The sequence below is a fragment of the Streptomyces sp. TBY4 genome (genome assembly GCF_024213195.1).
GTDB lineage: Bacteria > Actinomycetota > Actinomycetes > Streptomycetales > Streptomycetaceae > Streptomyces.
Genome location: NZ_JANAVF010000011.1, coordinates 1 through 22,948 on the forward strand (window position 1 = coordinate 1; position 22,948 = coordinate 22,948).

The following is a 22,948-nucleotide window of genomic DNA, read 5'->3' on the forward strand; positions in this document are numbered from 1 at the left end:
GTGGGTCGGTCGGTCAAGGGTGGCCGAAGGCCATCGCGTAGCGACGCGACGAAGGAGCGCCCTTGAGGGACCGGCCCACCCCGAAAGGACACTGGACTGCCGGGACGCCCCCCGGACCATGACGCAGCCAAAGCCCCACCCGCAGCACAAGCGAACGCCCGACCCCACCAGCAGTGATCCGTGCCCGCGCCCCGGCTCCGAGGGGGGCGGGTGGGCAACCACCGTCTGAGGGTGGTGGTGAGAGGGGGGCTGAAGCCCCGCCCCCGCAGGGCCCCGTAGAACCCCCTACCCCACCAGCAGTGATCCGTGCCCGCGCCTCAGCTCCGAGGGGGACGGGTGGGCAACCACCGAAGGAGGGTGGTGGGTGGGTGGGGGATGAACCCCCTACCCCACCCCCACCCCCACCCCCACCCCCGGCCCCTGCCCCGTAGAGCCCCGGACCACCAGTTCCGGCTGGAAGACGTACTCCGTGCGCTGGACCGGCGTGCCGGCTATCGCCTCCAGGAGGGCGCCCACCGCTGCCGTGGCCATCGCGCGGACCGGCTGGCGGACCGTGGTCAGCGGGGGGTCCGTGAAGGCGATCAGCGGGGAGTCGTCGAAGCCGACCACCGAGATGTCCTCCGGGACGCGCAGGCCCCGCTCCCTCGCCGCCCGTATGACGCCGAGGGCCATCGGGTCGCTGCCGCAGACGATGCCCGTGCAGCCCCGGTCCAGGAGGGCGCCGCCCGCCGCGTGGCCGCCCTCGACCGTGAACAGGGTGCGCTGCACCAGGCCTTCGGCCGCCGCCGACGGAAGGGCGGCGGCGAAACCCGCCTCCTTCCTGGCCGACGGCACGTAGCGCGTAGGCCCGATGGCCAGCCCGATCCTGCGGTGGCCCAGGTCCTCCAGGTGGCGGACCGCCATCTCCGCGGCCGCGCGGTCGTCCGGGGAGATGAAGGGGGCCTGGACCTGCTCGTTGAAGCCGTTGATCAGCACGAACGGAACCCCCCGCGCCGCCAGCCGCTGGTAGCGCGAAGGGTCGGCCGAGGAGTCCGCGTGCAGGCCGGACAGGAACACGATCCCCGTCACCCCGCGTTCCTCCAGCTGCTCCACCAGTTCGTCCTCGGTGGCCCCGCCCGGACTCTGCGTGCACAGCACCGGCGTGTACCCGTGTCCCGCCAGCGTCTGTTCGATGACCTGCGCGAACGCCGGGAAGATCGGATTGGTGAGCTCCGGCGTCAACAGCCCCACCAGCCCGTTGCTGCGCCGCCGCAGCCGGACCGGGCGCTCGTAGCCCAGCAGGTCCATGGCGGCCAGCACCTTGTGCCGGGTGCCGGACGCCACGCCCGCCTTGCCGTTGAGCACGTGGCTGACGGTCGCCTCGCTGACCGCGGCCTGCGCGGCGATGTCCGTCAGCCGCAGCGGGGAGGTCATCCCCGCCACCACACCGCCGTGTCGGCCGGCAGCTCCGACGGGTCGGGCAGCGGCCCGCTCGCCAGCAGTACGGTGCCCGGCGCGGGCATCCGTACCGCCCCGTCCGTGGTGTTGACCGTGCAGGTGAAGTCCCCCCGGCGGAAGGCCAGGACGCCCGCCGGAGCCTCCAGCCACTGCACGCCGTCGCCGGCGCCCAGCTCCGGCTGCGAGCGCCGCAGGCGCAGCGCGGCCCGGTACAGCTCCAGCGTCGAGCCCGGGTCCCCGGTCTGCGCGGCCACGCTCAGCCCGGCCCACTCGGCCGGCTGCGGCAGCCAGCTCCCGCCGCCACCGAAGCCGTACGGGGCCTCCGTACCCGACCACGGGATCGGTACCCGGCAGCCGTCGCGCAGCCCGTCCTGCCCGTCGCCGCGCGCGAAGGCCGGGTCCTGGCGGACCGCGTCCGGGAGGTCGGTCACCTCCGGCAGTCCGAGCTCCTCGCCCTGGTAGACGTACGCCGATCCGGGCAGCGCCAGCATCAGCAGCGCGGCCGCCCGCGCCCGGGCCAGTCCCTCCTCCCCGCCCCCGTACCGCGTCACGTGGCGCACCACGTCGTGGTTGGACAGCACCCACGTCGTCGGGGCCCCCACGGGGCGCATCGCGTCGAGCGACTCGTCGATGGTGGCGCGCAGCGCGGCGGCGTCCCAGCCGGTGTTCAGGTAGTGGAAGTTGAAGGCCTGGTGCAGTTCGTCGGGCCGCAGGTACAGGGCCGTCCGGTCGGCGCTCGGCGTCCAGGCCTCGGCCACGCCGATCCGGTCGCCGGCGTACTCGTCCAGCACCTTCCGCCAGGAGCGGTAGATCTCGTGGACGCCGTCCTGGTCGAAGAAGGGCAGCACCTGGTTGCCCAGCAGCTTCAGCTGCTCTCCCCGCCCGAGGTCGGGCAGGCCGGGCGCCTTGACCAGGCCATGGGCGACATCGATGCGGAAGCCGTCGGCGCCGAGGTCGAGCCAGAACCGCAGGATCGAGCGGAACTCGTCCTGGACGGCCGGGTGTTCCCAGTTGAAGTCGGGCTGCTCGGGCGCGAAGAGGTGCAGGTACCACTCCCCGTCGGCGACCCGCGTCCACGCGGGTCCGCCGAAGATGGACTCCCAGTCGTTCGGGGGCTCGGCCCCGTCGGTGCCCCGCCCCGCCCGGAAGTGGAACCGCTCGCGCAGCGGCGTACCGGGCCCCTCGCGCAGCGCCTGCTTGAACCATTCGTGCTGGTCGGAGCAGTGATTCGGCACGAGGTCCACGATGATCCGCAGGCCCAGGTCGTGCGCTTCGCGGATCACGGCGTCGGCGTCGTGGAGGCTGCCGAACATCGGGTCGATGGCCCGGTAGTCGGCGACGTCGTAGCCCGCGTCGGCCTGCGGGGAGGCGTAGAAGGGGCTGAGCCACACGGCGTCGACGCCGAGGTCCTTGAGGTAGGGCAGTCGGCTGCGGATGCCTTCGAGGTCCCCCATGCCGTCCCCGTCGGAGTCGGCGAAACTGCGCGGATAGACCTGGTAGATCACCGCTTCTCTCCACCAGCCGGGCAGGGTGCCGGTGGAGGTGGGGAGGCCGTCCCATGAGGTTTCGGCGGCGAGGTGCTGGGTCATGTCGTCCTTGAAGAGGTCGGGCCGGGTGGTACGAGGGCGGGGCGCGGGGTGGTCAGCCCTTGGTCGCGCCCGCCGTCATGCCGGCGACGAGGTGACGCTGGGCGAAGAGGAAGAAGAACGCCGCGGGGATGGCGATGAGGATGGAAGCAGCGCTCATCGCACCCCAGTTGGAGGTGTACTGGGTGACGAAGGTCTGCAGGCCGCCGGCGAGCGTGAGGTTCTCCTCGCCGACCATGAAGGCGGAGGCGTAGGCGACCTCGCCCCAGGCGGTGATGAAGGCGTAGAAGCCGGTGACGGCGAGGCCGGGCTTGGCGAGCGGCAGGATGAGGCGCCAGAAGGTGCCGAAGGGGTTGAGCCCGTCGACGCGGCCGGATTCGTCGATCTCGACCGGGATGGTGTCGAAGAAGCCCTTCATCATCCAGGCGCAGAACGGCACGGCGATGGTGAGGTAGGTGATGACCAGGCCGATCGGCTGGTTCAGCAGCCCCAGGTCCCCCATGAGGTTGTAGAGCGGGACGATGAGGATGGCCATCGGGAACATCTGCGTGATGAGCAGGGTCCACATCAGCGGCTTCATTCCGGGGAACTTGAAGCGGCTGACGGCGTAGCCGGTGGTGGCGGCGATGAACACCCCGAGGACGGTGGTGATGCCGGCGACCAGGACGGAGTTGCCGAACCAGGTGAGGAAGGAGGTCGATTCCACCAGGTAGCGGTAGTTGTCGAGGGTGGGTTCCTTGACGAAGTCCGTGGAGATGGCGTGCTTCGCGGGCTTGAGGGAGGTCAGCAGGACCCACAGCACCGGGAAGACCGCGATCACGGCGGCGACGACGAGGGTGCCGTGCAGGCCGGCGGAGGCGAGCGGGGAGCGCTTGCCCCGGGGGCGGACGGCGGATCCCGTCGCGGAGGTGGTCGTCACGGTCACCACACCTCTCCTTGCTTCCGCAGCGAGCGCCGGTAGACCAGCGCGAAGATCATGAGCAGCAGGAGGATCAGTACGCCCCAGGTCGCCGAGACGGCGAAGTCGCGCGGGCTGGTCACGAACGCCTCGCGGAAGGCCTGGGTCACCAGGATCTCGGTGGAGTCGCCCGGGCCGCCCCGGGTGAGCAGGAAGATCACCGGGAACATGTTGAAGGTCCAGATGGTGGAGAGCAGGATCACGGTCATGCTGACCGAGCGCAGTCCCGGCAGGGTGATGTGGCGGAACCGCTGCCAGGGGCGGGCCCCGTCCATCTCGGCCGCCTCGTAGAGCTCGCCGGGGATCGACTGCATGCCGCCGAGCAGGGCGACCATCATGAAGGGGACGCCGAGCCAGACGTTGACGGCGATGACCGCGATCTTGGCCCAGGTCGGGTCGTCGAGCCACGGGACGGCGGAGATGCCGCCGCCTTCGAGGATCTTGTTGAGGATGCCGTTGTCGCGGTTGAAGAGGAACCGCCAGGCGAAGACGGAGACGAATCCGGGGACGGCCCAGGGCAGGATGAGCGCCATCCGGTAGGCGGCGCGCCCCTTGAACTCGCGGTTGAGCACGGTGGCGAGGCCGAGGCCGAGCGCGAAGGTGATCGACACGCAGGCGACGGTCCACAGGACCGTCCACACCAGCCGCTGCAGGAACACCGGGTCGGCGAGGACCTCGGCGTAGTTGTCGAGTCCGATGAACTCGTACGTCGCCTCGATGTGGTTGGCGCCGATGGTCCGGCTGACGTTGCGCTCGGTGGCGTCGGTCAGCGACAGGTAGATGCCGCGGACGAGCGGCCAGCCGATGATCACGCCGAGCACGAGCACCACGGGGGTGATCATGGCCCAGGCGTACCAGTGCGTGGCCAGGGCCCGCTTCAGCCCGGGACGGCTCATGCCGCCCCTGCCGTCCCTGTCGTTCCTGCTGTCAGTCCTGCGGCTCCGGCCGCGGGCGGCGGGACCGGCGTCAGGACCGGTCTCGCTGCCCGCGGCCTTCGCCACCGACTGGCTGGTGTGAGCAGCCATCTTTTCGTTACTTCCAGCCCTTGAGGATCTTGCGGAATTCGACGCCGGCCGCCTTGGCCGCGTCCTCCGGGCTCGAGGCCCCGGTGATCGCCTTGGTGTATTCGACCTGGAGCGGCGCGAAGAGCGAGCCGTTCTCCGGGATCCAGGCGCGCTCGACGGCCTTGTCCACGGCCGGCTTGAAGAACTGGACCATCTCGCTGGACTTGACCTCGGGCTGCTCGTAGGCGGCGGTCCGGGTCGGGAGCAGGCTCAGCTCCTTGGCGGACTGGACCTGCACCTCCTGCGAGGTCATGTAGTCGACGAAGGCGTTCGCGGCGGCGATGTTCTTGGAGCCCGCGTAGACGGCGAGGTCGTGGCCGCCCTGCGGGGCGCCCGCCTTGACGGAGCCAGCCGGGACCGGGGCGATGCCGAGGTTGGCCTTGTCCTTGAACTGGTCGCCCGCGTAGCTGTCGGCCACGGCCCAGGGGCCGTTGATCATCATCGCGGCCTCGCCCGACTTGAAGGCGGTCTGCATGTTGGTCCAGCCGTCGGTGGCGTTGGTGATCGCCGCACCCGAGGTGACCAGGTCGCGGGCGGCCTTGAATGCCTTGACGCCCGCCGCGTTGTCGACGGTGACCGTCTTGTTCTTCGCGTCGACGAGGTCGCCGCCCTCTCCGTAGATGAGGGGGAGGAACCAGTAGGAGTCGTCGCCGCGCAGGTAGAGGCCGGCCTTGCCGGTCTTGGCCTTGATGGCCGCGGCGGCGGTCTTCACCTCTTCCAGCGTCTTCGGGGGCTCGACGCCGGCGTCGGCGAGCATCTTCTTGTTGTAGAAGAGGCCCATGGTGTCGATGACCTGCGGGACCGCGTAGGTCTTGCCCTCGTACTTGCCGCTGGCCGCGGCCTGGGGCAGGAACTCGGCGTCGACCTTCTTGGCCGTGTCGGCCGGGACCTCGGCGAGGTAGCCGAGGGAGGCGAAGTCGGCGACCCAGCCCACGTCGGCGCGGATCACGTCGGGGGCCTCGGAGCCGCTGCTGAAGGCGTTCTTGACCTTGTTCTGGGCGTCGCCGTAGGGAACGTTGACGTACTTGACGGTCACCTTGGGGTGCTTGGCGGTGAACGCCTCGGCGATCTTCTGGAAGGACGCCTTCTCGGCGTCGTTCGAGGTGTCCCACCACGTGACCGTGCCGGAGAGCTCCCCGTCGGCCTTGGCGCCGCCGCTGTCGCCGCCGTCCTTGGTGTCACCGCCGCAAGCCGTCGCCGCGAGCGCCAGAGCCGCGACCAGCGCGGTGGCCGCTATGCCACGCCGCATATGAACTCCTTCGATGATCCCGGCCGCGCCTCGCGGTCCCGAGTTGCCGAGAACGTAACAAGCCTGAAAGCCGACCGAAAGACCTTGCGGGAACTTTCTGCAAGAAGGGGTGATCGTTACATCCGCGTGTCCGGACGGTTGCCGCAGCTTGCTGTTAGTTCGAATCCCCTTCGACGGTCCGGGCCCGCAACCAGGGGGTGCGTACGCGCGTTGACCCGGTATGACCCACGAGTTGACGGCCTCCCGGCTTGCAAGCGCTTCCAGCAATGCCACCGCGAACGGCGGCTGGTGGCGCGATGCCGTCATCTACCAGGTGTACGTGCGCTCCTTCGCGGACAGCGACGGCGACGGGATCGGGGACCTGCGCGGGGTCCGCGAGCACCTGCCCCACCTGGCCCGGCTCGGGGTCGACGCGGTGTGGCTGACCCCCTTCTACGTCTCCCCGCAGGCGGACGGCGGCTACGACGTCGCCGACTACCGGGCCGTCGACCCGCTCTTCGGGGACCTCTCCGACGCCGACGAGCTCATCCGCTCCGCACACGCACTGGGGCTGCGGGTGATCGTGGACGTGGTCCCGAACCACACCTCCGAGCAGCACGCCTGGTTCCGGGCGGCGCTGGCCGGGGAGCCCGGGGCCCGCGAGCGCTACCACTTCCGCCCGGGCCGGGGGCCCTGCGGGGAGCTCCCGCCCAACGACTGGGAATCGGTCTTCGGCGGTCCCGCCTGGAGCCGGACCCCGGACGGCGCCTGGTACCTGCACCTCTTCGCCCCCGAGCAGCCCGACCTGAACTGGGAGAACCCCGAGGTGGCGGAGGAGTTCTCCGCCGTCCTGCGGTTCTGGCTCGACCTCGGCGTCGACGGCTTCCGGGTGGACGTGGCCCACGGGATGGTCAAGGCCCCGGGGATGCCGGACATCGGCCGCGGCGCCCAGGCCACCCTGATCGGCACCGAGCCGCTCCCCTTCTTCGACCAGGACGGCGTCCACGAGATCCACCGCTCCTGGCGGCGGCTGCTCGATTCCTACGAGGTCCCCCGCATCGGGGTCGCCGAGGCCTGGGCGCCCAGCTCCGAGCGGCTGGCGCTGTACGTCCGCCCCGACGAGCTGCACCAGGCCTTCAACTTCCGCTTCCTGGAATGCCCCTGGGAGACCGGTGCGCTGCGGACCGTCATCGACGAGTCCCTGGCCGCCACCGGCTCGGTGGGCGCGCCGACCACCTGGGTGCTGTCCAACCACGACGTCGTGCGGCACCGCACCCGCTACGGCAGCCTGGACCGGGCGCGGGCGGCCGCGCTGCTGATGCTGGCGCTGCCCGGATCGGCGTACGTCTACCAGGGCGAGGAGCTCGGCCTGCCGGAGGTGACCGACCTCCCGGACGCGGTCCGCCAGGACCCGGCCTTCGCGCGCGGCGACGGGCAGGACGGGCTGCGCGACGGCTGCCGCGTACCGATCCCGTGGTCGGGCACCGAAGCCCCGTACGACTTCGGGCCGGGCGGGAGCTGGCTGCCGCAGCCGGCCGACTGGGCCGGGCTGAGCGTCGCCGCGCAGACCGGCGACCCCCACTCCACCCTGGAGCTCTACCGCGCCGCCCTGGAACTGCGCCGTGCGATGCCGGGGCTCGGGGCGCCGGAGGCGGGGCAGCCCGGGCCGGCTGCCGGAGCCGCCGGGATGCAGTGGCTGCCCGCGCCCGAGGGGGTGCTGCTCTTCACCCGCCCCGGCTTCGCGTGCACGCTCAACACCCGCCCGATCCCGGTCGAACTGCCCTCCCCCGGACGTCCCGTCCTGTCCAGCGCCCCGGTGGAGACGGACGGCCGCACTGTCCGGCTTCCCCCGGATTCGTGCACGTGGTGGTCATGGTGAACGTCCGACCGGTACAGTCCAATCCCGTGACCGCACGGCTAGCCGACATCGCAGCCCAGGCGGGGGTCAGCGAAGCCACAGTCAGCCGCGTGCTCAACGGCAAGCCCGGTGTGGCCGCAGGCACCCGTGAATCCGTGCTGGCCGCACTCGACGTGCTCGGCTACGAACGCCCCGTACGCCTGCGCCAGCGCAGCGCGGGACTCGTCGGCCTGATAACCCCCGAGCTCGACAACCCCATCTTCCCGGCGCTCGCCCAGGTCATCGGCCAGGCGCTGACCCGGCAGGGCTACACCCCGGTGCTGGCCACGCAGACGCCCGGCGGGTCCACCGAGGACGAGCTCGTGGAGATGCTCGTCGAACGCGGGGTCTCCGGGATCATCTTCGTCTCCGGGCTGCACGCGGACACCACGGCCGACATGGGCCGCTACGACCAACTCCGCGGACAGGGCGTCCCGTACGTCCTCATCAACGGCTTCTCCGACAAGGTGCAGGCCCCCTTCGTCTCCCCCGACGACCGGGCCGCGATGCAGCTCGCGGTGACCCATCTGACCGCGCTCGGGCACACCCGGATCGGGCTGGCCGTCGGGCCCAAGCGGTTCGTGCCGGTGCTCCGCAAGATCGAGGGCTTCCGGCTCGGCATGAAGGAGCGGCTCGGCCTCGGCGAGGAGGAGGTCGAGGAGCTGATCCAGCACTCCCTCTACACGCTGGAGGGCGGGCAGGCCGCCGCGGCCGCGCTGATCGCGCGCGGCTGCACGGCGGTGGTGTGCGCGAGCGACATGATGGCGCTCGGCGCGATCCGGGCGGCCCGGCAGCAGGGGCTGAAGGTCCCGCAGGACGTGTCGGTGGTCGGCTTCGACGATTCCCCGCTCATAGCGTTCACGGATCCGCCGCTGACCACCATCCGCCAGCCCGTGCAGGCCATGGGCCAGGCCGCGGTGCGGACCCTGCTGGAGGAGATCGGCGGCACGCCGGCACCGCACAGCGAGTTCGTCTTCCTCCCCGAGCTGGTCGTCCGCGGCTCCACCGCCTCGGGCCCCCAGCAGGGCCGCGGAACCGCCCGCGCCTGAGGGCGGGGTCCGCGGGGGCCGTACGCACAACCGGGCCATGGGGCCCGTACGCCCGTCGACTCCGGCAGGGCCGCGGGACCAAGGACCCGGTACGCCGCCTGAGCCCGCGCGCCCCATCCCGCCCCGGTCCGCCACCCCCTGACAGGCCATCCGCCCTTCCGGGCGCGACCGGCTCGCGCCCCGGCGGGGGCTTTGGTCCGCACGACCGGGACTTTCGGTGCGATTAGGCCCTAAAAGGTCATGAAACAGTGAGGCAGCGCACGGCGGGAGCGCCGCTCACATCCCCCTCCGGACAGCCGGCCATCGCTCCCGGACGGGTTCGACGCGCACCCTCCCCCTTTCCGTGCCTCCATCGCGACCGGCCGACACTCCGGCGCCCGTGCCCGCCCCCACTCCGACACGGGAGAACCACGTGCAGTACCAGCAGCAGTACCCTCCGCAACCGCCGCCGCCCCCGGCGCAGCCTCAGCCTCAGAAGAAGACCGGCCACACCCTCCACCTCATCCTCACCGTCCTGACCTGCGGGGCCTGGGGCGTGGTGTGGCTGTGCATCACCATCTGGCACAAGCTCGGCGCCGACGCGGTGGTCACGTACACCAGTGACGGTCACGCCAGGTCCCGGCGCCCCGTCACGAAGGCGCAGAAGATCTTCCTCGGGGTACTCGCCGCCCTGGTGCTCCTCGGCATGATCAGCTCCGCTCTGGGCGCCGGCAAGCAGGCGAAGGACTCGGCGTCCTCGGACGCCAAGCCGGCCGCGGCGCCGTCGGCCCCGTCGAAGGCCCCGGCGGCACAGTCTGCGACGCCCGAGGCTCCCAAGGCTCCCCCGTCGAAGGCCGACGCGCTGGCCGCGTTCGTGGACGGCGTGAACAGTCACGGCACCGTGCAGGAGAAGGACGCCGTGCAGCACGTGACCAAGATCCAGGGCGTCGAGAAGTTCAACGACATCCTGGACGCCCCCTCGGTCTACACCGATCTGAAGGGCGGGATCACGGGAGGCTCCCACGGCACGTGCAAGCTGATCGTCTCCGCCTTCGCCGACGCCTTCACCTCGAAGAACGGCCTCGTGACCGTCTACGGCGCCGACGGCGACCTGATCTGCAACGGCAAGTTCTAGCCGGTCCGTGCGCCCCCCGAGAGCCCCCGAGGGCGTCCCCCGGAGACCCTTGGGGGACGCCCGGCCCCCGCTCCTCCGAGAGGCGGAGGGACTGCGGTCAAGACCGTCCCAGGGGATGATCGGAGGGGAGTCCGCATCTGGCAGACTCTTTTCCTATGGGTGAAGCGAGCGTGAAGACACTGGATACCCGGACGGACGTCTCGTCATCCCCTGTGAACGAGAGCGACCGCCCGGAGCCGTCCGGGCGCGCCCTGCTCTCCCGGCTGCGCGCCCCGCGCCGGCCCAGGATCTGGTTCGAGGTCCTGCTGATCGCGGTCAGCTACTGGACGTACTCGCTGATCCGCAACGCCGTCCCCGAGCAGAAGGCGGCCGCGCTCGCGAACGCCGACTGGATCTGGCGGGTGGAGCAGGCGCTCGGCATCGCCGTCGAGGAGCGGATCAACCACGCCGTCGATTCGGTGACCTGGCTCGTGGTGGGCATGAACTACTACTACGCCACGCTCCACTTCGTCATGACCATCGGCGTGCTCGTCTGGATCTACCGCTTTCATCCCGGCCGCTACGCGGCGACCCGGCTCGTCCTCTTCGCCACCACCGGCGTGGCCCTGGTCGGCTACTACTTCTACCCGCTCGCGCCGCCCCGGCTGATGAACGGGCAGAACTTCATCGATACCGTGCTGGTCCACCACACCTGGGGCTCGATGGCCTCGGGCAACCTCAAGCACATGTCGAACCAGTACGCGGCCATGCCGTCCATGCACATAGGGTGGTCGCTCTGGTGCGGGCTGACGATCTTCGCGGTCGCCTCCGCCCCCTGGGCCCGGATCCTGGGCCTGCTCTACCCGGCGGCGACCCTGGTCGTGATCGTGTCCACCGCCAACCACTTCTGGCTCGACGCCGTCGGCGGCATGCTCTGCCTGGCCTTCGGCTACGCCGTCTCCCGCGCCTGGTACGGGTCCCTCCCGCACCGGCTGCCGCGCCGGCCCGAGGAGACCGGCCGCCACCCGGTGGCGGCAGCCGTCCTGAACCATCCGGCGCTGGCCCGCTTCCAGCGCTGAGCCCCGGCCCGCTCCTTCCCCCCTCACCCCTCCCTGTGGGTGATGCGGCCTCCCGACATGGTGAGCCGTACGGGCGCCCCGGCCAGCTCGTCCGCCGGGACCTCCACCGGGTCCAGGCCGAAGGCGGTCAGGTCCGCCCGGAAACCGGCCGCGATCCGCCCCGCCACCGCTTCCTCCCCCGCCGCCAGCGCGGCGTGCGAGGTCATGCCCTCCAGCGCCATCAGCCCGGTCAGGGCCGCACCCGTCCAGGCCCCCGTACCGGCCGAGGCCGCGCCCCGCGGGGAGCGGGCGGTGGCCAGCACCTGGCGGGCGTCGTAGTGGGCGATCGGCCAGTCCGAGCCCAGGGCGAGCACCGCTCCGGCCTCGCGCAGGTCGCGGCAGCGCCAGGCGCGGCCGGCCCGCTCCTCCCCCAGCCGCCTGGACCACTCGTCGCTGTGGTCGGCCCGGGTGTACGCGGTGTGCGGCGGCTGCATCGAGGCGATCACCCCCAGCTCCGCGAACCGCTTCAGCTGGCCGTCGGGGACCGTCTCGATGTGCTCGATCCGGTGCCGCAGCCGGGCCCGCGGGCCCAGTGCCTCCACGGTGTCCAGCACGTGCCGGACCGCTGCGTCGCCGATGGCGTGGGTCGCGGTGCGCACCTCGGCGGCGTCGAGGACCCGTACCGCCTCCGCGTAGGCGTGCGGGTCGGGCCAGAAGGCGTCGGTGCCCCTGCCGTGGCAGTCGGCGTGCTCCAGCCAGGCGGTGCCGCCCTCGACGGTGCCGTCCATGAAGAACTTCACCCCGCCGACCTTCCAGTGGCGGCCCGCGAGCCGCTGGAGTTCGATCAGCTCCTCCAGGTCCTCCCCAGTGGCTCCGGGCATGCACCAGGGGGCGAGGTTCAGCCGCAGCGGCAGGTCGCCCTCGTACTCGACGGTCGCGAGCAGGGCGGGTACGTCCCCGTCGCCGAGGTCCATGACGTGCGCGCCGGTCAGGCCGGTGGCGGCCATGTCGCCGAGCAGGGCGGTGAGGCGCGCCCGGCGCTCGGTGTACGTGGGCTTCGGCGCGAGCGAGCCGACCAGGGCCATGGCGGCGTGCTCGACGAGGTGGCCGGTGGGCCGCCCGTCGGGGTCGCAGACGATCTCGGAGCGCTGGGCGAAGGTGCGCGGGCCGGTGATCCCGGCGGCGGCCAGGGCCGCGCCGGAGGCGAGGGCGGAGTGGCCGTCGTAGAGGCGCAGGAAGGCGGGGGCGCCGGCGAGGGCCTCCTCGATCAGCTCCTTGTCGACGGGGCGGCCGCCGAAGGCGTTGTGGTCGAGGCCGAAGCCGGTGATCCAGCCGCCGGGGCCGCGGTCGGCGGTGCGCAGGGCGGCGCGGAGCTGGTCGAGGTCGGTGACGGCGGAGAGGTCCGTACCGGTGGCCATCTCGATGCCCCAGACGGGGTGGCTGTGCGCGTCGGTGAGGCCGGGGGTGAGGGTGGCGCCGGCGAGGTCGACGGTCTCGGTGCCGGGGCCGCGCCAGTCGCGGACGTCGGCCTCGTCGCCGACGGCGACGATCTCGCCGCCGAGGACGGCTACCGCACGGGCCTCGGGGCGGTTGGGGTCGAGGGTGCGGACGCGGGCTCCGGTGAGGACGGTGTCGGCAGCGGGCACGGCTCTGCTCCTTGGGGGGTTTCGGGCTGGTCGGGCTGTACGGGCACTGCGGGCCATGGGGACGCTACGGGCGCCGCGGACTCCCCCTGCGCCGCAGGCGCCGGGGGTCCTACGGGCGCTGGGGGCGCTGCGGGTTCTGCGGCCCCGGACGGGTCCTCCGCGAAGCGGGCGTAGACCTCGGGCCGGCGGGTCTTCAGGCGCTGGGCGAGGGCGAGCCCGGCGAGGAAGACGGCGGGGACGAGGGCCACGAGGAGGGTGTTGACGGTGGTGGAGGCCATGGTGAAGAGGGCCACCTTGGAGACGACCAGGCAGATCGCGACGGCCAGCAGCAGGGCGGCGGTGACGGGCGCGATCAGGGTCCGCCAGGGCCCCTCGTCGTGCCGGACGCGGCGGAAGTAGACGGGTACGGCGATGGCGGCGAGCAGCATCAGGGCCATGAGGCCGATCATGCCCGGGGTGTTCACCCAGAGCAGGAGCTGCTGGTACGGGTCGGCTCCGGCGAGGGCGAAGCCGAGGACGACGACGGCGCCGAGGGCGGTCTGCGCGGCGCCCGCGACGTACGGGGAGCCGTGGCGCGGGTGGATCCGGCCGAGGGCGGCGGGCAGGACGCCCTCCTCGGCGAGGGCGAGCGCGTACCGGTTGATGGCGTTGTGGAAGGCGAGGAGGGAGGCGATGACGCTGGTGACGATGAAGACATGCATCAGGTCGGCCGCCCAGGGGCCCACGTAGGTGGTGATGGCGGTGAAGAAGAGCCCGGCGGGGTCCTCGGCGGCGGCCGCGAGCACTTCGGCCGAGCCGAAGGCCTGGATGACGGTCCAGACGATGAAGGCGTAGAAGAGGCCGAGGAAGGCGACGGCGATGTAGGTGGCGCGCGGGATGGTGCGGTCGGGGTCGCGGGCCTCGCGGCGGTAGATGACGGTGGACTCGAAGCCGGTGAACGCGGCGAAGGCGAAGGCCAGGACGGCGGCGGTGCCGGGGACGAGCACCGCGCCGGGGGCGAAGGAGCCGGCCGACAGTCCGTGGGCGCCGCCCTCGGCGAGGACCCCGCCGGCGAGCAGGACGAGTATCCCGGTCTCGGCGACGAGCAGGACGCCGAGCAGCTTCGCGCCGAAGTCGATGGAGCGGAAGCCGCCGTACCAGATGAGGAGGAGGCCGGCGAGGGAGACCGGCAGCCAGGGGATGTCCAGGCCGGCGAGGGCCCGCCCGGTGTCGGCGGTGGTGGTGCCGAGAAGCCCGTAGACGCCGATCTCCATGCCGTTGTAGCCGATGAGGGCGAGCAGGGCGGCGCCGATGCCGACGCGCTTGCCGAGGCCGCGGGAGATGTACGCGTAGAAGGCGCCGCCGCTGCGGACGTGGCGGCTCATGGTGGTGAAGCCGACGGCGAAGACGGCGAGGGTGAGGCCGGCGAGGAGGTAGCCGGCGGGGGCGCCGACGCCGCCGAGGAGGATCGCGACGGGGGCGACGCCGGCCATGACGGTGAGCGGGGCGGCGGCGGAGACGACGAAGAAGGAGATGTCGGCGGTGCCGAGCGCGCCGCGGCGCAGGTCGGCACTCGTACGTGGTCTCGTTCTCGGCGGCTCGGGCGTTTCGGGCATGCGGGGGCACCCTTCTGCGAACGGCAGGCGGTGGGGAACCAAAAACCTAAAGGCTTTCGGTTTGCGGCAATGTAGCCTCCGGTTTTGGCGTACGGGAAGACCTGACGGCGGGAGAAATACGATGGCGCGGCCGCGCACCCCACTGCTCGACCGGGAGCGGATCGGCGCTGCCGCCCTGCAACTGCTGGCCGAGCAGGGAGAGTTCAGCGTTCCGCAGATCGCCCGCGCGCTCGGGGTGCAGACCGGGTCGCTGTATCACCACGTGGACGGCCGGGCCGGGGTGATCGAGCTGGTCCGCGAACGGGTCTGCGCCGCCATCGACGGCGGCACGCTGGCCGCGCCGGAGCCCTGGGACCGGGCCCTGGAGGCCTGGGCCCGCTCGTACCGGGCTGCCTTCGCCGCCTATCCGCGGGCCATCCCGCTGCTGATGACCACCCCGGTACGGGCACCCGCGGTGCTCGCGCAGTACGAACGGGCGGTGGCCCTGCTGCTGCGGGCCGGCTTCGCCGCGGAGCAGGTGATGCCGCTGCTCACCGGCCTGGAGAACCTGGTCCTGGGCTCGGCGCTGGACCTCGCGGCCCCCGACGCCATGTGGGAGCCCACCCCGGGCACCCCGCTGCTCGCCCGGGCCCTGGCCGCGCAGGGCCCGGGCCGGGCGGAGGCCGCCTTCGAGGTGGGCCTGGCGGCGTTCCTGGCGTACGCGCGGGACCTGCTCGGCGGCGGGACAATGGGGGCGGGAGACGCGTCGGCCGGCGGGTAGGGCAGGTCGGAAAGGCGGGACTTCGTGGTGGCGTACATAGCCGTGACCGCACTGAGCCATGTCGGGCTGGTCCGCGAGCACAACGAGGACAGCCTGGTCATCGGGCCGTGGACGTTGTGCGGGACCACGACGCGCAGCCCCCAGACGCTGATGTTCCCCCTCGGCAGGCCGCTCGTCGTCGCGGTCGCCGACGGGCTCGGCGGGCAGCCGGCCGGTGAGGTCGCCAGTGAGCTGGTCGTCCGGGAACTCGCCCTGCTCGGCCCCACGCTGGACGGCGCCGAGGCCGTCGAGGACGCGCTGAACCTCTGCAACCGCGCGGTGCACTCCGCCACCGACGGCCGTCCGGAGCTGACCTCGATGGGGACCACGGTCGCCGGCACCCTGGTGATGGCGGAGTCGCTGCTGTCGTTCAACGTCGGCGACAGCAAGGTGTTCCGGGTGGCCGCGGACGGGTTGCACCAGGTCAGCGTGGACGACAGCCCGCCGCCGCTGCCCGGGCACCGTACGACGTCCGCCGTCACGCAGACCCTCGGCGGAAGCCGTGCCGAGCACGTCCTCACCCCGCACGTGGCGGCCTTCCCGCTGTCCGCGGGCGACCGCTACCTGGTGTGCACCGACGGGCTGACCGACCCGGTGCCCGACGAGGCCATCGACGAGGTGCTGCGCGTGCACGACGACGGCAAGGCCGCCTTCGAGCTGTGGAGGGCCGCCATCGAGGCCGGGGGCCCCGACAACATCACGCTCGCGCTGGTGCGCATCGGCGCCTGAGGCCCGCTAGTTCGCGGCTGCTGCTAGTTCGCGGCTGCCGCCGCCTGCCGCCGCTTCGTCTCGTCGTAGGCCGCGCGGGCCTTCTCCACATCGTCCATGCGCAGGCCCGTCCAGTGGGCGAGGGCACGGACCCGTTCGGCCGCCTCGCGGCCCAGCGGGGTGAGCGAGTAGTCCACGCGGGGCGGGATGACGGGCTTGGCGTCGCGGTGCACGAAGCCGTCGCGCTCCAGTGTCTGGAGGGTCTGCGTCAGCATCTTCTCGCTGACCCTGGCCAGCGTCCCGACGTGGCGGCGCAGTTCGCTGAACCGGTACGAGCGGTCGAGCAGGGCGTCCAGTACGAGGACGCCCCAGCGGCTGGTGACGTGCTCCAGGACGAGGCGGTGCGGGCACATGGCCTCGGCCTGGATCAGCTTCTCACTTACTCCCATGTCAGTACCTTACTTCAAAGTGGGTACTGCCGTTTAGTTAGTGTCCGCCGTACGGTGAGTGCACAGCCCGGGAACGGGAAGCAAGGCACAGAGCAGGAGTGAACCCGCCATGAGCATCGTCGTCACCGGAGCCACCGGAGCCCTCGGCCGTCTCGTCATCGACGAGCTGCTCGCCCGGGGCGTCCCCGCCGGGGAGATCGCCGCCGTCGTCCGCGACGAGGAGAAGGCCGCCCCGCTCGCCGCCCGGGGCATCGAGCTGCGCATCGCCGACTACAACGCCCCCGGGACCCTCGCCGGAGCCTTCCGGTCCGGTGACCGCGTCCTGATGATCTCCGGCAGCGAGGTCGGCCGCCGGGTCCCCCAGCACTCCGCCGTGATCGACGCGGCGAAGGCGGCCGGGGTGGCGCAGTTCGCGTACACCGGCATCCTGGGCGGCCCCGACGCGGACTTCGCGCTGGCCGCCGAGCACCGGGCGACCGAGGAGCTGATCCTCGCCTCGGGCCTGCCGTACACCTTCCTGCGCAACGGCTGGTACACCGAGAACCACACCGGCAACCTGGCGCCGGTGCTCGCGCACGGGGCGGTCCTCTCCAACGCGGGCGAGGGCCGGGTGGCCTCGGCGGCGCGGGCCGACTACGCGGCGGCGGCCGCGGCCGTGGTGACCGGGGAGGGGCACCTCGACCGGGCGTACGAGCTGAGCGGCGACGCGGCCTGGTCCTTCGCGGAGTACGCGGCGGCGGTGGCCGGGGCGGCCGGGCGGGAGATCACGTACAACGCCGTGACCCCGGAGGCCCACCACGCCGTCCTGACGGGCGCGGGCGTCCCGGAGGAGTTCGCCGGGATCCTGGTCGACGTGGACCTCGCCATCGAGCGCGGCCGGCTGGCCGGCACCTCCGGCGACCTGTCCCGCCTGATCGGCCGCCCCACGACCCCGATGGCGGTGACGGTCGCGGAGGCCGTGGCGGAGGCCACCGCACGCAGCGCGGGCTGAGCCCGTCGCAGGGCGGGAGGCAAGCCGTACCGGCTCGCCTCCGGCCCCTCGCGGGCGCTAGGAGATCTTCGTGTAGTCCCAGATCTGCTCGGTGCCGAGGGCGGTCCGGTTGCCGAAGCCGCCGGTGCCGTTGCCCGCGTTCAGCCACGGCCGGCCCAGGGTGTCGCGGGAGAGGAGGTCGGCCTTGCCGTCGCCGTTCAGGTCCCCGGCGCCGACGATGTCCTTGTAGGAGCCGCCCCAGTCCTTGAAGACCAGGACGCGGCTCTTGAAGGTACCCGCGCCGGTCCCGGTCCCGGTGCCGTTGAAGCGCCACAGCTCGCCGGAGGTGTCGAGGGCGAGCAGGTCGGCCTTGCCGTCACCGGTGAGGTCACCCGCGCCGATGATCTTCTTGTACCCGTTCCAGCCCGTGCCGATCTTGACCCGGGCCGCGAAGCCGCCCGCGCCGTTGTCGGCGTAGAGGTAGAGGGTGCCGGTGGCGACGTCGCGGGCCAGCAGGTCGGTGCGGCCGTCGCCGGTGAGGTCCCCGGGAGCGGTGAAGGCGTCGTAGCCCTTCCAGTCCGAGGCGATCTTCTTGTACGCCGATCCGGGCGAGGGCAGTCCTCCGCACACCGGGGTGTACATGCGGGCCTCGCCGCCGGGCAGGCGGACGAACACGTCGTTGCAGCGGTCGCCGTTCAGGTCCCCGAAGGGCAGGACCTCGGTGGCGGGGTCCCAGCCGGGCACCGTGAACGGGGCCTTGGTGAGACCCGCTCCCGAGATGAGCTTGAGGTTGCCCGCGGTCGAGAGCCCGAGGACGTCGGCCTTGCCGTCGCCCGTGAGATCGCGCCGTACGGGAAGCTTGCGCGGGGTGGTGGTCGCGAGGTACCCCACCTCGTGGCTGGAACCGTCGGCGCGGGTCTCCCACTGAGTGAACTGCACGAGCGGCCGGCCCTGACCGTCGATGATCACGTCGCCGGAGTTACTGTTCGCCTCGGGGGGCCGGCCCACGAGCGTGGTGGGCGCCGACCAGGTACCACCGACGAACGTGGACACCTGGGGGACGCGACCCACGCTGCTCGACCGGGTCCAGGTGACGACAACGGTGCCGTCGGGGGCGAGCGCGCTGCGCAGGTGGATGAGGGCGCCTTGGGCCGTGTACGGGAAGCGCTGGCCGGTCGCCCATGTGCCCTTGGCCGCCGACCGCACGCTGTACCAGGGCCCGCGGTTCGAACTCATCAGGAGGACATCGCCGTTCGGCAGAACCATCGGTGCGTTGATGCCGGTGGCGGTCCCGGTGCCGACGAGCTCGGCGCGGCTCCAGGACGTGGTGCCGGCCGGCCGCCGCGCGTAGGACAGTGCGACGTCCGGGGACTGCGCGGTGTCCGCCCGGGCGTTCCACACCATGTGGAACCCGCCCTTGGGGTGTGCGAAGACCTGCAGGTCGTAGGGCGAGCCGGCCAGGCCGAGATCACGCGGCGCGCTCCATTGCGCCGCGCCGGCGGCCTTCTCCACGGTCTGGAACTGGCGCGCTTCCCCCACGGGCGTGTCGCCCCAGGACACCAGCGCCGTACCGTCGTTGGCGACCGCGAGGGACACGAACCTGAAGTAACGGGGCTGGGCGACGGTGGCCAGGGTGGCCGGAGCCGACCAGGCTCCCTGGGCCGTCCGCTCGGAGGCATAGACCTTGCCGTCCGTGTACCAGGCGGCGACGACGTGTCCCGAGGCACTGCCCGCGAAGCGGGCTTCGTAGTGCCCTGCGAAGGGCTGCGCTGCCGAGAACTCGGTGGCACCCGGGGCGAGCACCGCGGTCCAGGTCTGCACGCCGGTGGTCGGGCTCTCGTCCTGCCCCACCAACTGGACGGAGCCGTCGGGCAGTGCCATGAGGCCTCTGGCGCCGGGCGCCGCCTTGGTGATCCAGCCCGTCGCCCCGGCGGGACGCCGCAGCACCTTGCCGTCCGCCAGCGCCACCACGGTGCCGTTCTTGGCCATCACCATGTTGGTGATCGGCTGGTCCAGCCGAGTGGGCTTGGTCCACGGACCGAGCTGCGGGGCCGCGGCCGCGGCGGTGGACGCGTCCTGGGCGGGGCTCGGCGGCGCCGCGGAGGCGGCCGGTGCGGCGAGCCCGAGCGCGAGGACGGGAGTGAGCGCGACGCCGAGCATCGTGCGGGATCGCATGGTCATGAGAAGGAGCCCCCCCGGGCCTTGAAACGCATGAAATGCATGAGATGCATGAAAGTACGCGGAGCGTATCTCAGGCCGTGATCACGGCCGGTGGGGGTGACAGCCCGGGCCTACCCGCCGTAGAACAGCTCGTCCACCACGCCCCGCGCCCGGCGGGTGATACGGCGGTAGTCCTCCAGCATGTCCCCGACCGTGCCCTCCGCGTAGCCGAGGTAGCGGCCGACCGCCGCCAGTTCGCGGGCCTCCGAGGGGAAGGTGTCGCCGGCCCGGCCGCGGACCAGCATCACGGCGTTGCGGACCCGGGTGGCCAGCACCCAGGCCTCGTCCAGGATCTGCGCCTCCTCGGTCGGGATCAGGCCGGCCGCGTGCGCGGCGGCCAGGGCCTCGCGGGTCCGGGTCGTGCGCAGGCCCGGTTCCGCCCAGGCGTGCCGCATCTGGATCAGCTGGACGGTCCACTCGACGTCGCTGAGGCCGCCGCGGCCGAGCTTGGTGTGCAGGGTCGGGTCGGCGCCCCGGGGCAGCCGTTCGGACTCCATCCGGGCCTTCAGGCGCCGGATCTCGCGGACGGCGTCTTCGCCGAGGCCCTCCACCGGGTAGCGCAGCGGATCGATCAGCTCGATGAAGCGGCGGCCCAGGTCGGGGTCGCCGGCCACCGGTTCGGCGCGCAGCAGGGCCTGGGACTCCCAGGTAAGGGACCAGCGGCGGTAGTAGGCGGCGTAGGAGGGCAGGGTGCGCACCAGGGGGCCGGAGCGGCCTTCGGGGCGCAGGTCGGCGTCGATGAGCAGCGGCGGGTCGGCGGTGGGGATCTGCAGGAGCCTGCGCATCTCGGAGACGACCTGCTGGGCGGCCCGGGCCGCCTCCTGTTCGTCGACGCCCTCGCGCGGCTCGTGGACGAAGAGGACATCGGCGTCGGAGCCGTAGCCGAGCTCGTGACCGCCGAAGCGGCCCACGCCGATGATCGCGAAGCGGGTGGGCAGGGTGTCGCCCCAGTGGCCCTGCACGGCGGCGCGCAGGGCTCCGGCGACGGTGGCGGCGGTGAGTTCGGAGACGGCGCGGCCGACCCGGTCGACCAGGGCTCCGTGGTCCTCCTCGGCCGGGCTGTCCTCCGTACCGTAGGAGCCGATGATGTCGGCGGCGGTGGTGCGGAACAGCTCGCGGCGGCGGACCCCGCGGGCGGCGGCCACCGCGGCCTCCGGGTTCTCGGCGCGGCCGACGGCGGCGAGCACCTCCTGCTCCAGCGCCTCGTGCGTACGGGGAACCAGGCCCTCGGGGTCGCCCAGCAGGGCCACCGCTTCGGGGGCGCGCATGAGGAGGTCGGGGGCGAGCCGTCCGGCGGAGAGCACGCGGGCGAGGTTCTCCGCGGCGGCGCCCTCGTCGCGCAGGAGGCGCAGGTACCAGGGGGTCTTGCCGAGGGCGTCGGAGACCTTGCGGAAGTTCAGCAGGCCCGCGTCCGGGTCGGCGGAGTCGGCGAACCAGCCGAGGAGCACGGGCAGCAGGGTGCGCTGGATGGCGGCGGCGCGGGTGACTCCGGAGGCGAGGGCCTCCAGGTGGCGCAGGGCGGCGGCCGGATCGGCGTACCCGAGGGCTTCGAGGCGCTGGCCGGCGGCGCGCGGGGAGAGCCGGGTCTCGCCGGGGGCGAGCTGGGCGACGGCGTCGAGCAGCGGCCGGTAGAAGATCTTCTCGTGCAGGCGGCGGACCACGGAGGCGTGCCGGCGCCAGGCCTTGTTGAGCTCGGCGACGGGTTCGGTGCGCAGGCCCAGGGAGCGGCCCAGGCGCCGCAGGTCGGCCTCGTCCTCGGGGACGAGGTGGGTGCGGCGCAGCCGGTAGAGCTGGATGCGGTGCTCCATGGCCCGCAGGAAGCGGTACGCGTCGTGCAGTTGGGCCGCGTCGGCGCGCCCGACGTAGCCGCCGGCGGCGAGGGCGGTGAGCGCGTCGAGGGTGGTGCCGGAGTGCAGGGTGGCGTCGGAGCGGCCGTGCACGAGCTGGAGGAGCTGGACGGCGAACTCGACGTCGCGCAGGCCGCCGGGGCCGAGCTTCAGCTCGCGGTCCACCTGGGCGGCGGGGATGTTGTCGACGACCCGGCGGCGCATCTTCTGGACGTCGGCGACGAAGTTCTCGCGCTCGGCGGCCTGCCAGACGAGGGGAGTTATGGCGGCGATGTACTCGGCGCCGAGCGCCTCGTCGCCCGCGACGGCGCGGGCCTTCAGGAGGGCCTGGAACTCCCAGGTCTTGGCCCAGCGCTGGTAGTAGGCGAGGTGGGAGGAGAGGGTGCGGACGAGCGGACCGTTCCTGCCCTCGGGGCGGAGGTTGGCGTCGACGGGCCAGATGGTGCCTTCGACGGTGGTCTCGGAGCAGATCCGCATGAGGTGCGAGGCGAGCCGGGTGGCGGCCTGGACGGCCTTGCCCTCGTCCGCGCCGGGGGCCGCGTCGCCGACGAAGATGACGTCCACGTCGGAGACGTAGTTCAGCTCGTTGCCGCCGCACTTGCCCATGGCGATGACGGCGAGCCGGCAGACGGCCGCGTCCTCGGGGGCGGCGGCGGTCGCGATGCGCAGGGCCGCGCGGAGGGTGGCGGTGGCCAGGTCGGCGAGTTCGGCGGCGGTCTGGGCTACGTCTATGGTCCCGCACACGTCGCGGGCGGCGATGGACAGCAGGCAGCGGCGGTAGGCGACGCGCAGGTCGACGGGGTCGTGGGCGCCGGCCAGGCCCTGCTCGAACTCGGGCAGCCCGGGGTGCAGATCGGCGGCCTCGTAGGTGACCAGGGCCTGCCAGTCCCGGGGGTGGCGGGCGAGGTGGTCGCCGAGGGCCTCGGAGGCGCCGAGCACGCCGAGGAGGCGGTCGCGCAGGGGTTTGGCGCTGACCAGGGTGTCGAGGAGGACGGGCAGCTCCTCGGGTGACTGCGCCTCGGCGATCCGGACCAGCCCGAGGAGCGCGAGGTCGGGATCGGCGGTGGCCCCGAGGGCGTCGAGGAGCACCGGATCGGCGCGTACGGCGGCCAGCGCGTCGGTGTCGAGCAGCCGGGCCGCGGCCGAGGGGTCGGTGAACCCGCTGCGCAGCAGCCGGCTGAAGGTACTGCTCCTGCGTCCCGGGACTGTCATCCCGCCGCCTCCCGCGTACGTGGGGCCCTTGCCCTGGCCGGGCGGTTGCCGGGGGTGTCGCCTACGGCGGATGCCGCCGGTGGCAGCGCCCGTGCTTCCGCCCGGGGAGAGCCTAGCCGGAGCAGGCGTTCG

Annotated in this window: 18 protein-coding genes; 8 read left to right on the plus strand and 10 right to left on the minus strand. The window is 72.6% G+C overall.

The window, feature by feature from the left end; all coding sequences use genetic code 11:
* Window positions 1-384 precede the first annotated feature (384 nt).
* From NLX94_RS24555 to NLX94_RS24570, 4 genes are read right to left on the minus strand one after another with little or no spacing between them, the layout of a single operon-like run.
* Window positions 385-1,413: a LacI family DNA-binding transcriptional regulator gene (locus NLX94_RS24555; RefSeq protein ID WP_254385203.1), complete on the minus strand. Its 1,029-nt coding sequence runs from the start codon at window positions 1,411-1,413 to the stop codon at window positions 385-387.
* A complete protein-coding gene (locus tag NLX94_RS24560) occupies window positions 1,410-3,026 on the minus strand; it encodes a glycoside hydrolase family 13 protein (protein WP_254385204.1) in 1,617 nt (538 codons plus the stop codon). The genes NLX94_RS24555 and NLX94_RS24560 overlap by 4 nt, the downstream gene beginning before the upstream one ends.
* A 52-nt stretch (window positions 3,027-3,078) precedes the next feature.
* Entirely contained in the window at window positions 3,079-3,948 is an 870-nt protein-coding gene (locus NLX94_RS24565) for a carbohydrate ABC transporter permease (RefSeq protein ID WP_254385205.1), read from the minus strand.
* A complete protein-coding gene (locus tag NLX94_RS24570; RefSeq protein WP_254385206.1) occupies window positions 3,945-4,877 on the minus strand; it encodes a carbohydrate ABC transporter permease in 933 nt (310 codons plus the stop codon). The genes NLX94_RS24565 and NLX94_RS24570 overlap by 4 nt, the downstream gene beginning before the upstream one ends.
* Here NLX94_RS24570 and NLX94_RS39055 point away from each other — a divergent pair.
* A complete protein-coding gene (locus NLX94_RS39055) occupies window positions 4,876-4,998 on the plus strand; it encodes a hypothetical protein (RefSeq protein WP_302170432.1) in 123 nt (40 codons plus the stop codon). The two genes, NLX94_RS24570 and NLX94_RS39055, sit on opposite strands and share 2 nt — an antisense overlap.
* Before the next feature lie 15 nt (window positions 4,999-5,013).
* Here the strand turns inward: NLX94_RS39055 and NLX94_RS24575 are convergent, their stop codons facing one another.
* A complete protein-coding gene (locus NLX94_RS24575) occupies window positions 5,014-6,294 on the minus strand; it encodes an extracellular solute-binding protein (RefSeq protein ID WP_254385207.1) in 1,281 nt (426 codons plus the stop codon).
* Window positions 6,295-6,514: 220 nt separating this feature from the next.
* Here NLX94_RS24575 and NLX94_RS24580 point away from each other — a divergent pair, with 220 nt between their 5' ends.
* From NLX94_RS24580 to NLX94_RS24595, 4 genes are all read left to right on the plus strand, one after another.
* Window positions 6,515-8,152: a glycoside hydrolase family 13 protein gene (locus tag NLX94_RS24580; protein WP_254385208.1), complete on the plus strand. Its 1,638-nt coding sequence runs from the start codon at window positions 6,515-6,517 to the stop codon at window positions 8,150-8,152.
* 26 nt (window positions 8,153-8,178) lie between these two features.
* Entirely contained in the window at window positions 8,179-9,219 is a 1,041-nt protein-coding gene (locus NLX94_RS24585; protein ID WP_254385209.1) for a LacI family DNA-binding transcriptional regulator, read from the plus strand.
* 412 nt (window positions 9,220-9,631) lie between these two features.
* A complete protein-coding gene (locus NLX94_RS24590; RefSeq protein WP_254385210.1) occupies window positions 9,632-10,333 on the plus strand; it encodes a hypothetical protein in 702 nt (233 codons plus the stop codon).
* A gap of 155 nt (window positions 10,334-10,488) precedes the next feature.
* Window positions 10,489-11,391, plus strand: a complete 903-nt coding sequence (locus NLX94_RS24595; protein WP_254385211.1) for a phosphatase PAP2 family protein — start codon at window positions 10,489-10,491, stop codon at window positions 11,389-11,391.
* A gap of 23 nt (window positions 11,392-11,414) precedes the next feature.
* On the opposite strand, the gene NLX94_RS24600 is transcribed toward NLX94_RS24595, so the two are convergent.
* Window positions 11,415-13,016 carry an amidohydrolase gene (locus tag NLX94_RS24600; protein ID WP_254385212.1) on the minus strand — a complete coding sequence of 534 codons (1,602 nt, stop codon included), beginning with the start codon at window positions 13,014-13,016 and terminating at the stop codon, window positions 11,415-11,417.
* Window positions 12,938-14,611, minus strand: a complete 1,674-nt coding sequence (locus NLX94_RS24605) for an APC family permease (protein ID WP_254385213.1) — start codon at window positions 14,609-14,611, stop codon at window positions 12,938-12,940. Before NLX94_RS24605 ends, NLX94_RS24600 begins: the two co-directional genes overlap by 79 nt.
* A gap of 121 nt (window positions 14,612-14,732) precedes the next feature.
* Here NLX94_RS24605 and NLX94_RS24610 point away from each other — a divergent pair, with 121 nt between their 5' ends.
* Window positions 14,733-15,371: a TetR/AcrR family transcriptional regulator C-terminal domain-containing protein gene (locus NLX94_RS24610; protein WP_254385214.1), complete on the plus strand. Its 639-nt coding sequence runs from the start codon at window positions 14,733-14,735 to the stop codon at window positions 15,369-15,371.
* Window positions 15,372-15,398: 27 nt separating this feature from the next.
* Window positions 15,399-16,139 (plus strand): PP2C family serine/threonine-protein phosphatase, encoded by a 741-nt coding sequence (locus NLX94_RS24615; RefSeq protein WP_254385466.1) that lies wholly within the window; start codon window positions 15,399-15,401, stop codon window positions 16,137-16,139.
* Window positions 16,140-16,162: 23 nt separating this feature from the next.
* Here NLX94_RS24615 and NLX94_RS24620 read toward each other — a convergent pair whose 3' ends face one another.
* Window positions 16,163-16,567, minus strand: a complete 405-nt coding sequence (locus NLX94_RS24620; RefSeq protein WP_254385215.1) for a helix-turn-helix domain-containing protein — start codon at window positions 16,565-16,567, stop codon at window positions 16,163-16,165.
* Window positions 16,568-16,676: 109 nt separating this feature from the next.
* Here NLX94_RS24620 and NLX94_RS24625 point away from each other — a divergent pair, with 109 nt between their 5' ends.
* Window positions 16,677-17,558 (plus strand): SDR family oxidoreductase, encoded by an 882-nt coding sequence (locus NLX94_RS24625; RefSeq protein ID WP_254385216.1) that lies wholly within the window; start codon window positions 16,677-16,679, stop codon window positions 17,556-17,558.
* A gap of 57 nt (window positions 17,559-17,615) precedes the next feature.
* On the opposite strand, the gene NLX94_RS24630 is transcribed toward NLX94_RS24625, so the two are convergent.
* Together NLX94_RS24630 and NLX94_RS24635 are read right to left on the minus strand one after the other, a co-directional pair.
* Window positions 17,616-19,718, minus strand: a complete 2,103-nt coding sequence (locus NLX94_RS24630) for a VCBS repeat-containing protein (protein ID WP_254385217.1) — start codon at window positions 19,716-19,718, stop codon at window positions 17,616-17,618.
* Between the two features lie 110 nt (window positions 19,719-19,828).
* Window positions 19,829-22,816, minus strand: coding sequence for a bifunctional [glutamine synthetase] adenylyltransferase/[glutamine synthetase]-adenylyl-L-tyrosine phosphorylase (locus tag NLX94_RS24635; RefSeq protein ID WP_254385218.1), 2,988 nt, complete (start codon window positions 22,814-22,816; stop codon window positions 19,829-19,831).
* Between the last annotated feature and the right edge of the window lie 132 nt (window positions 22,817-22,948).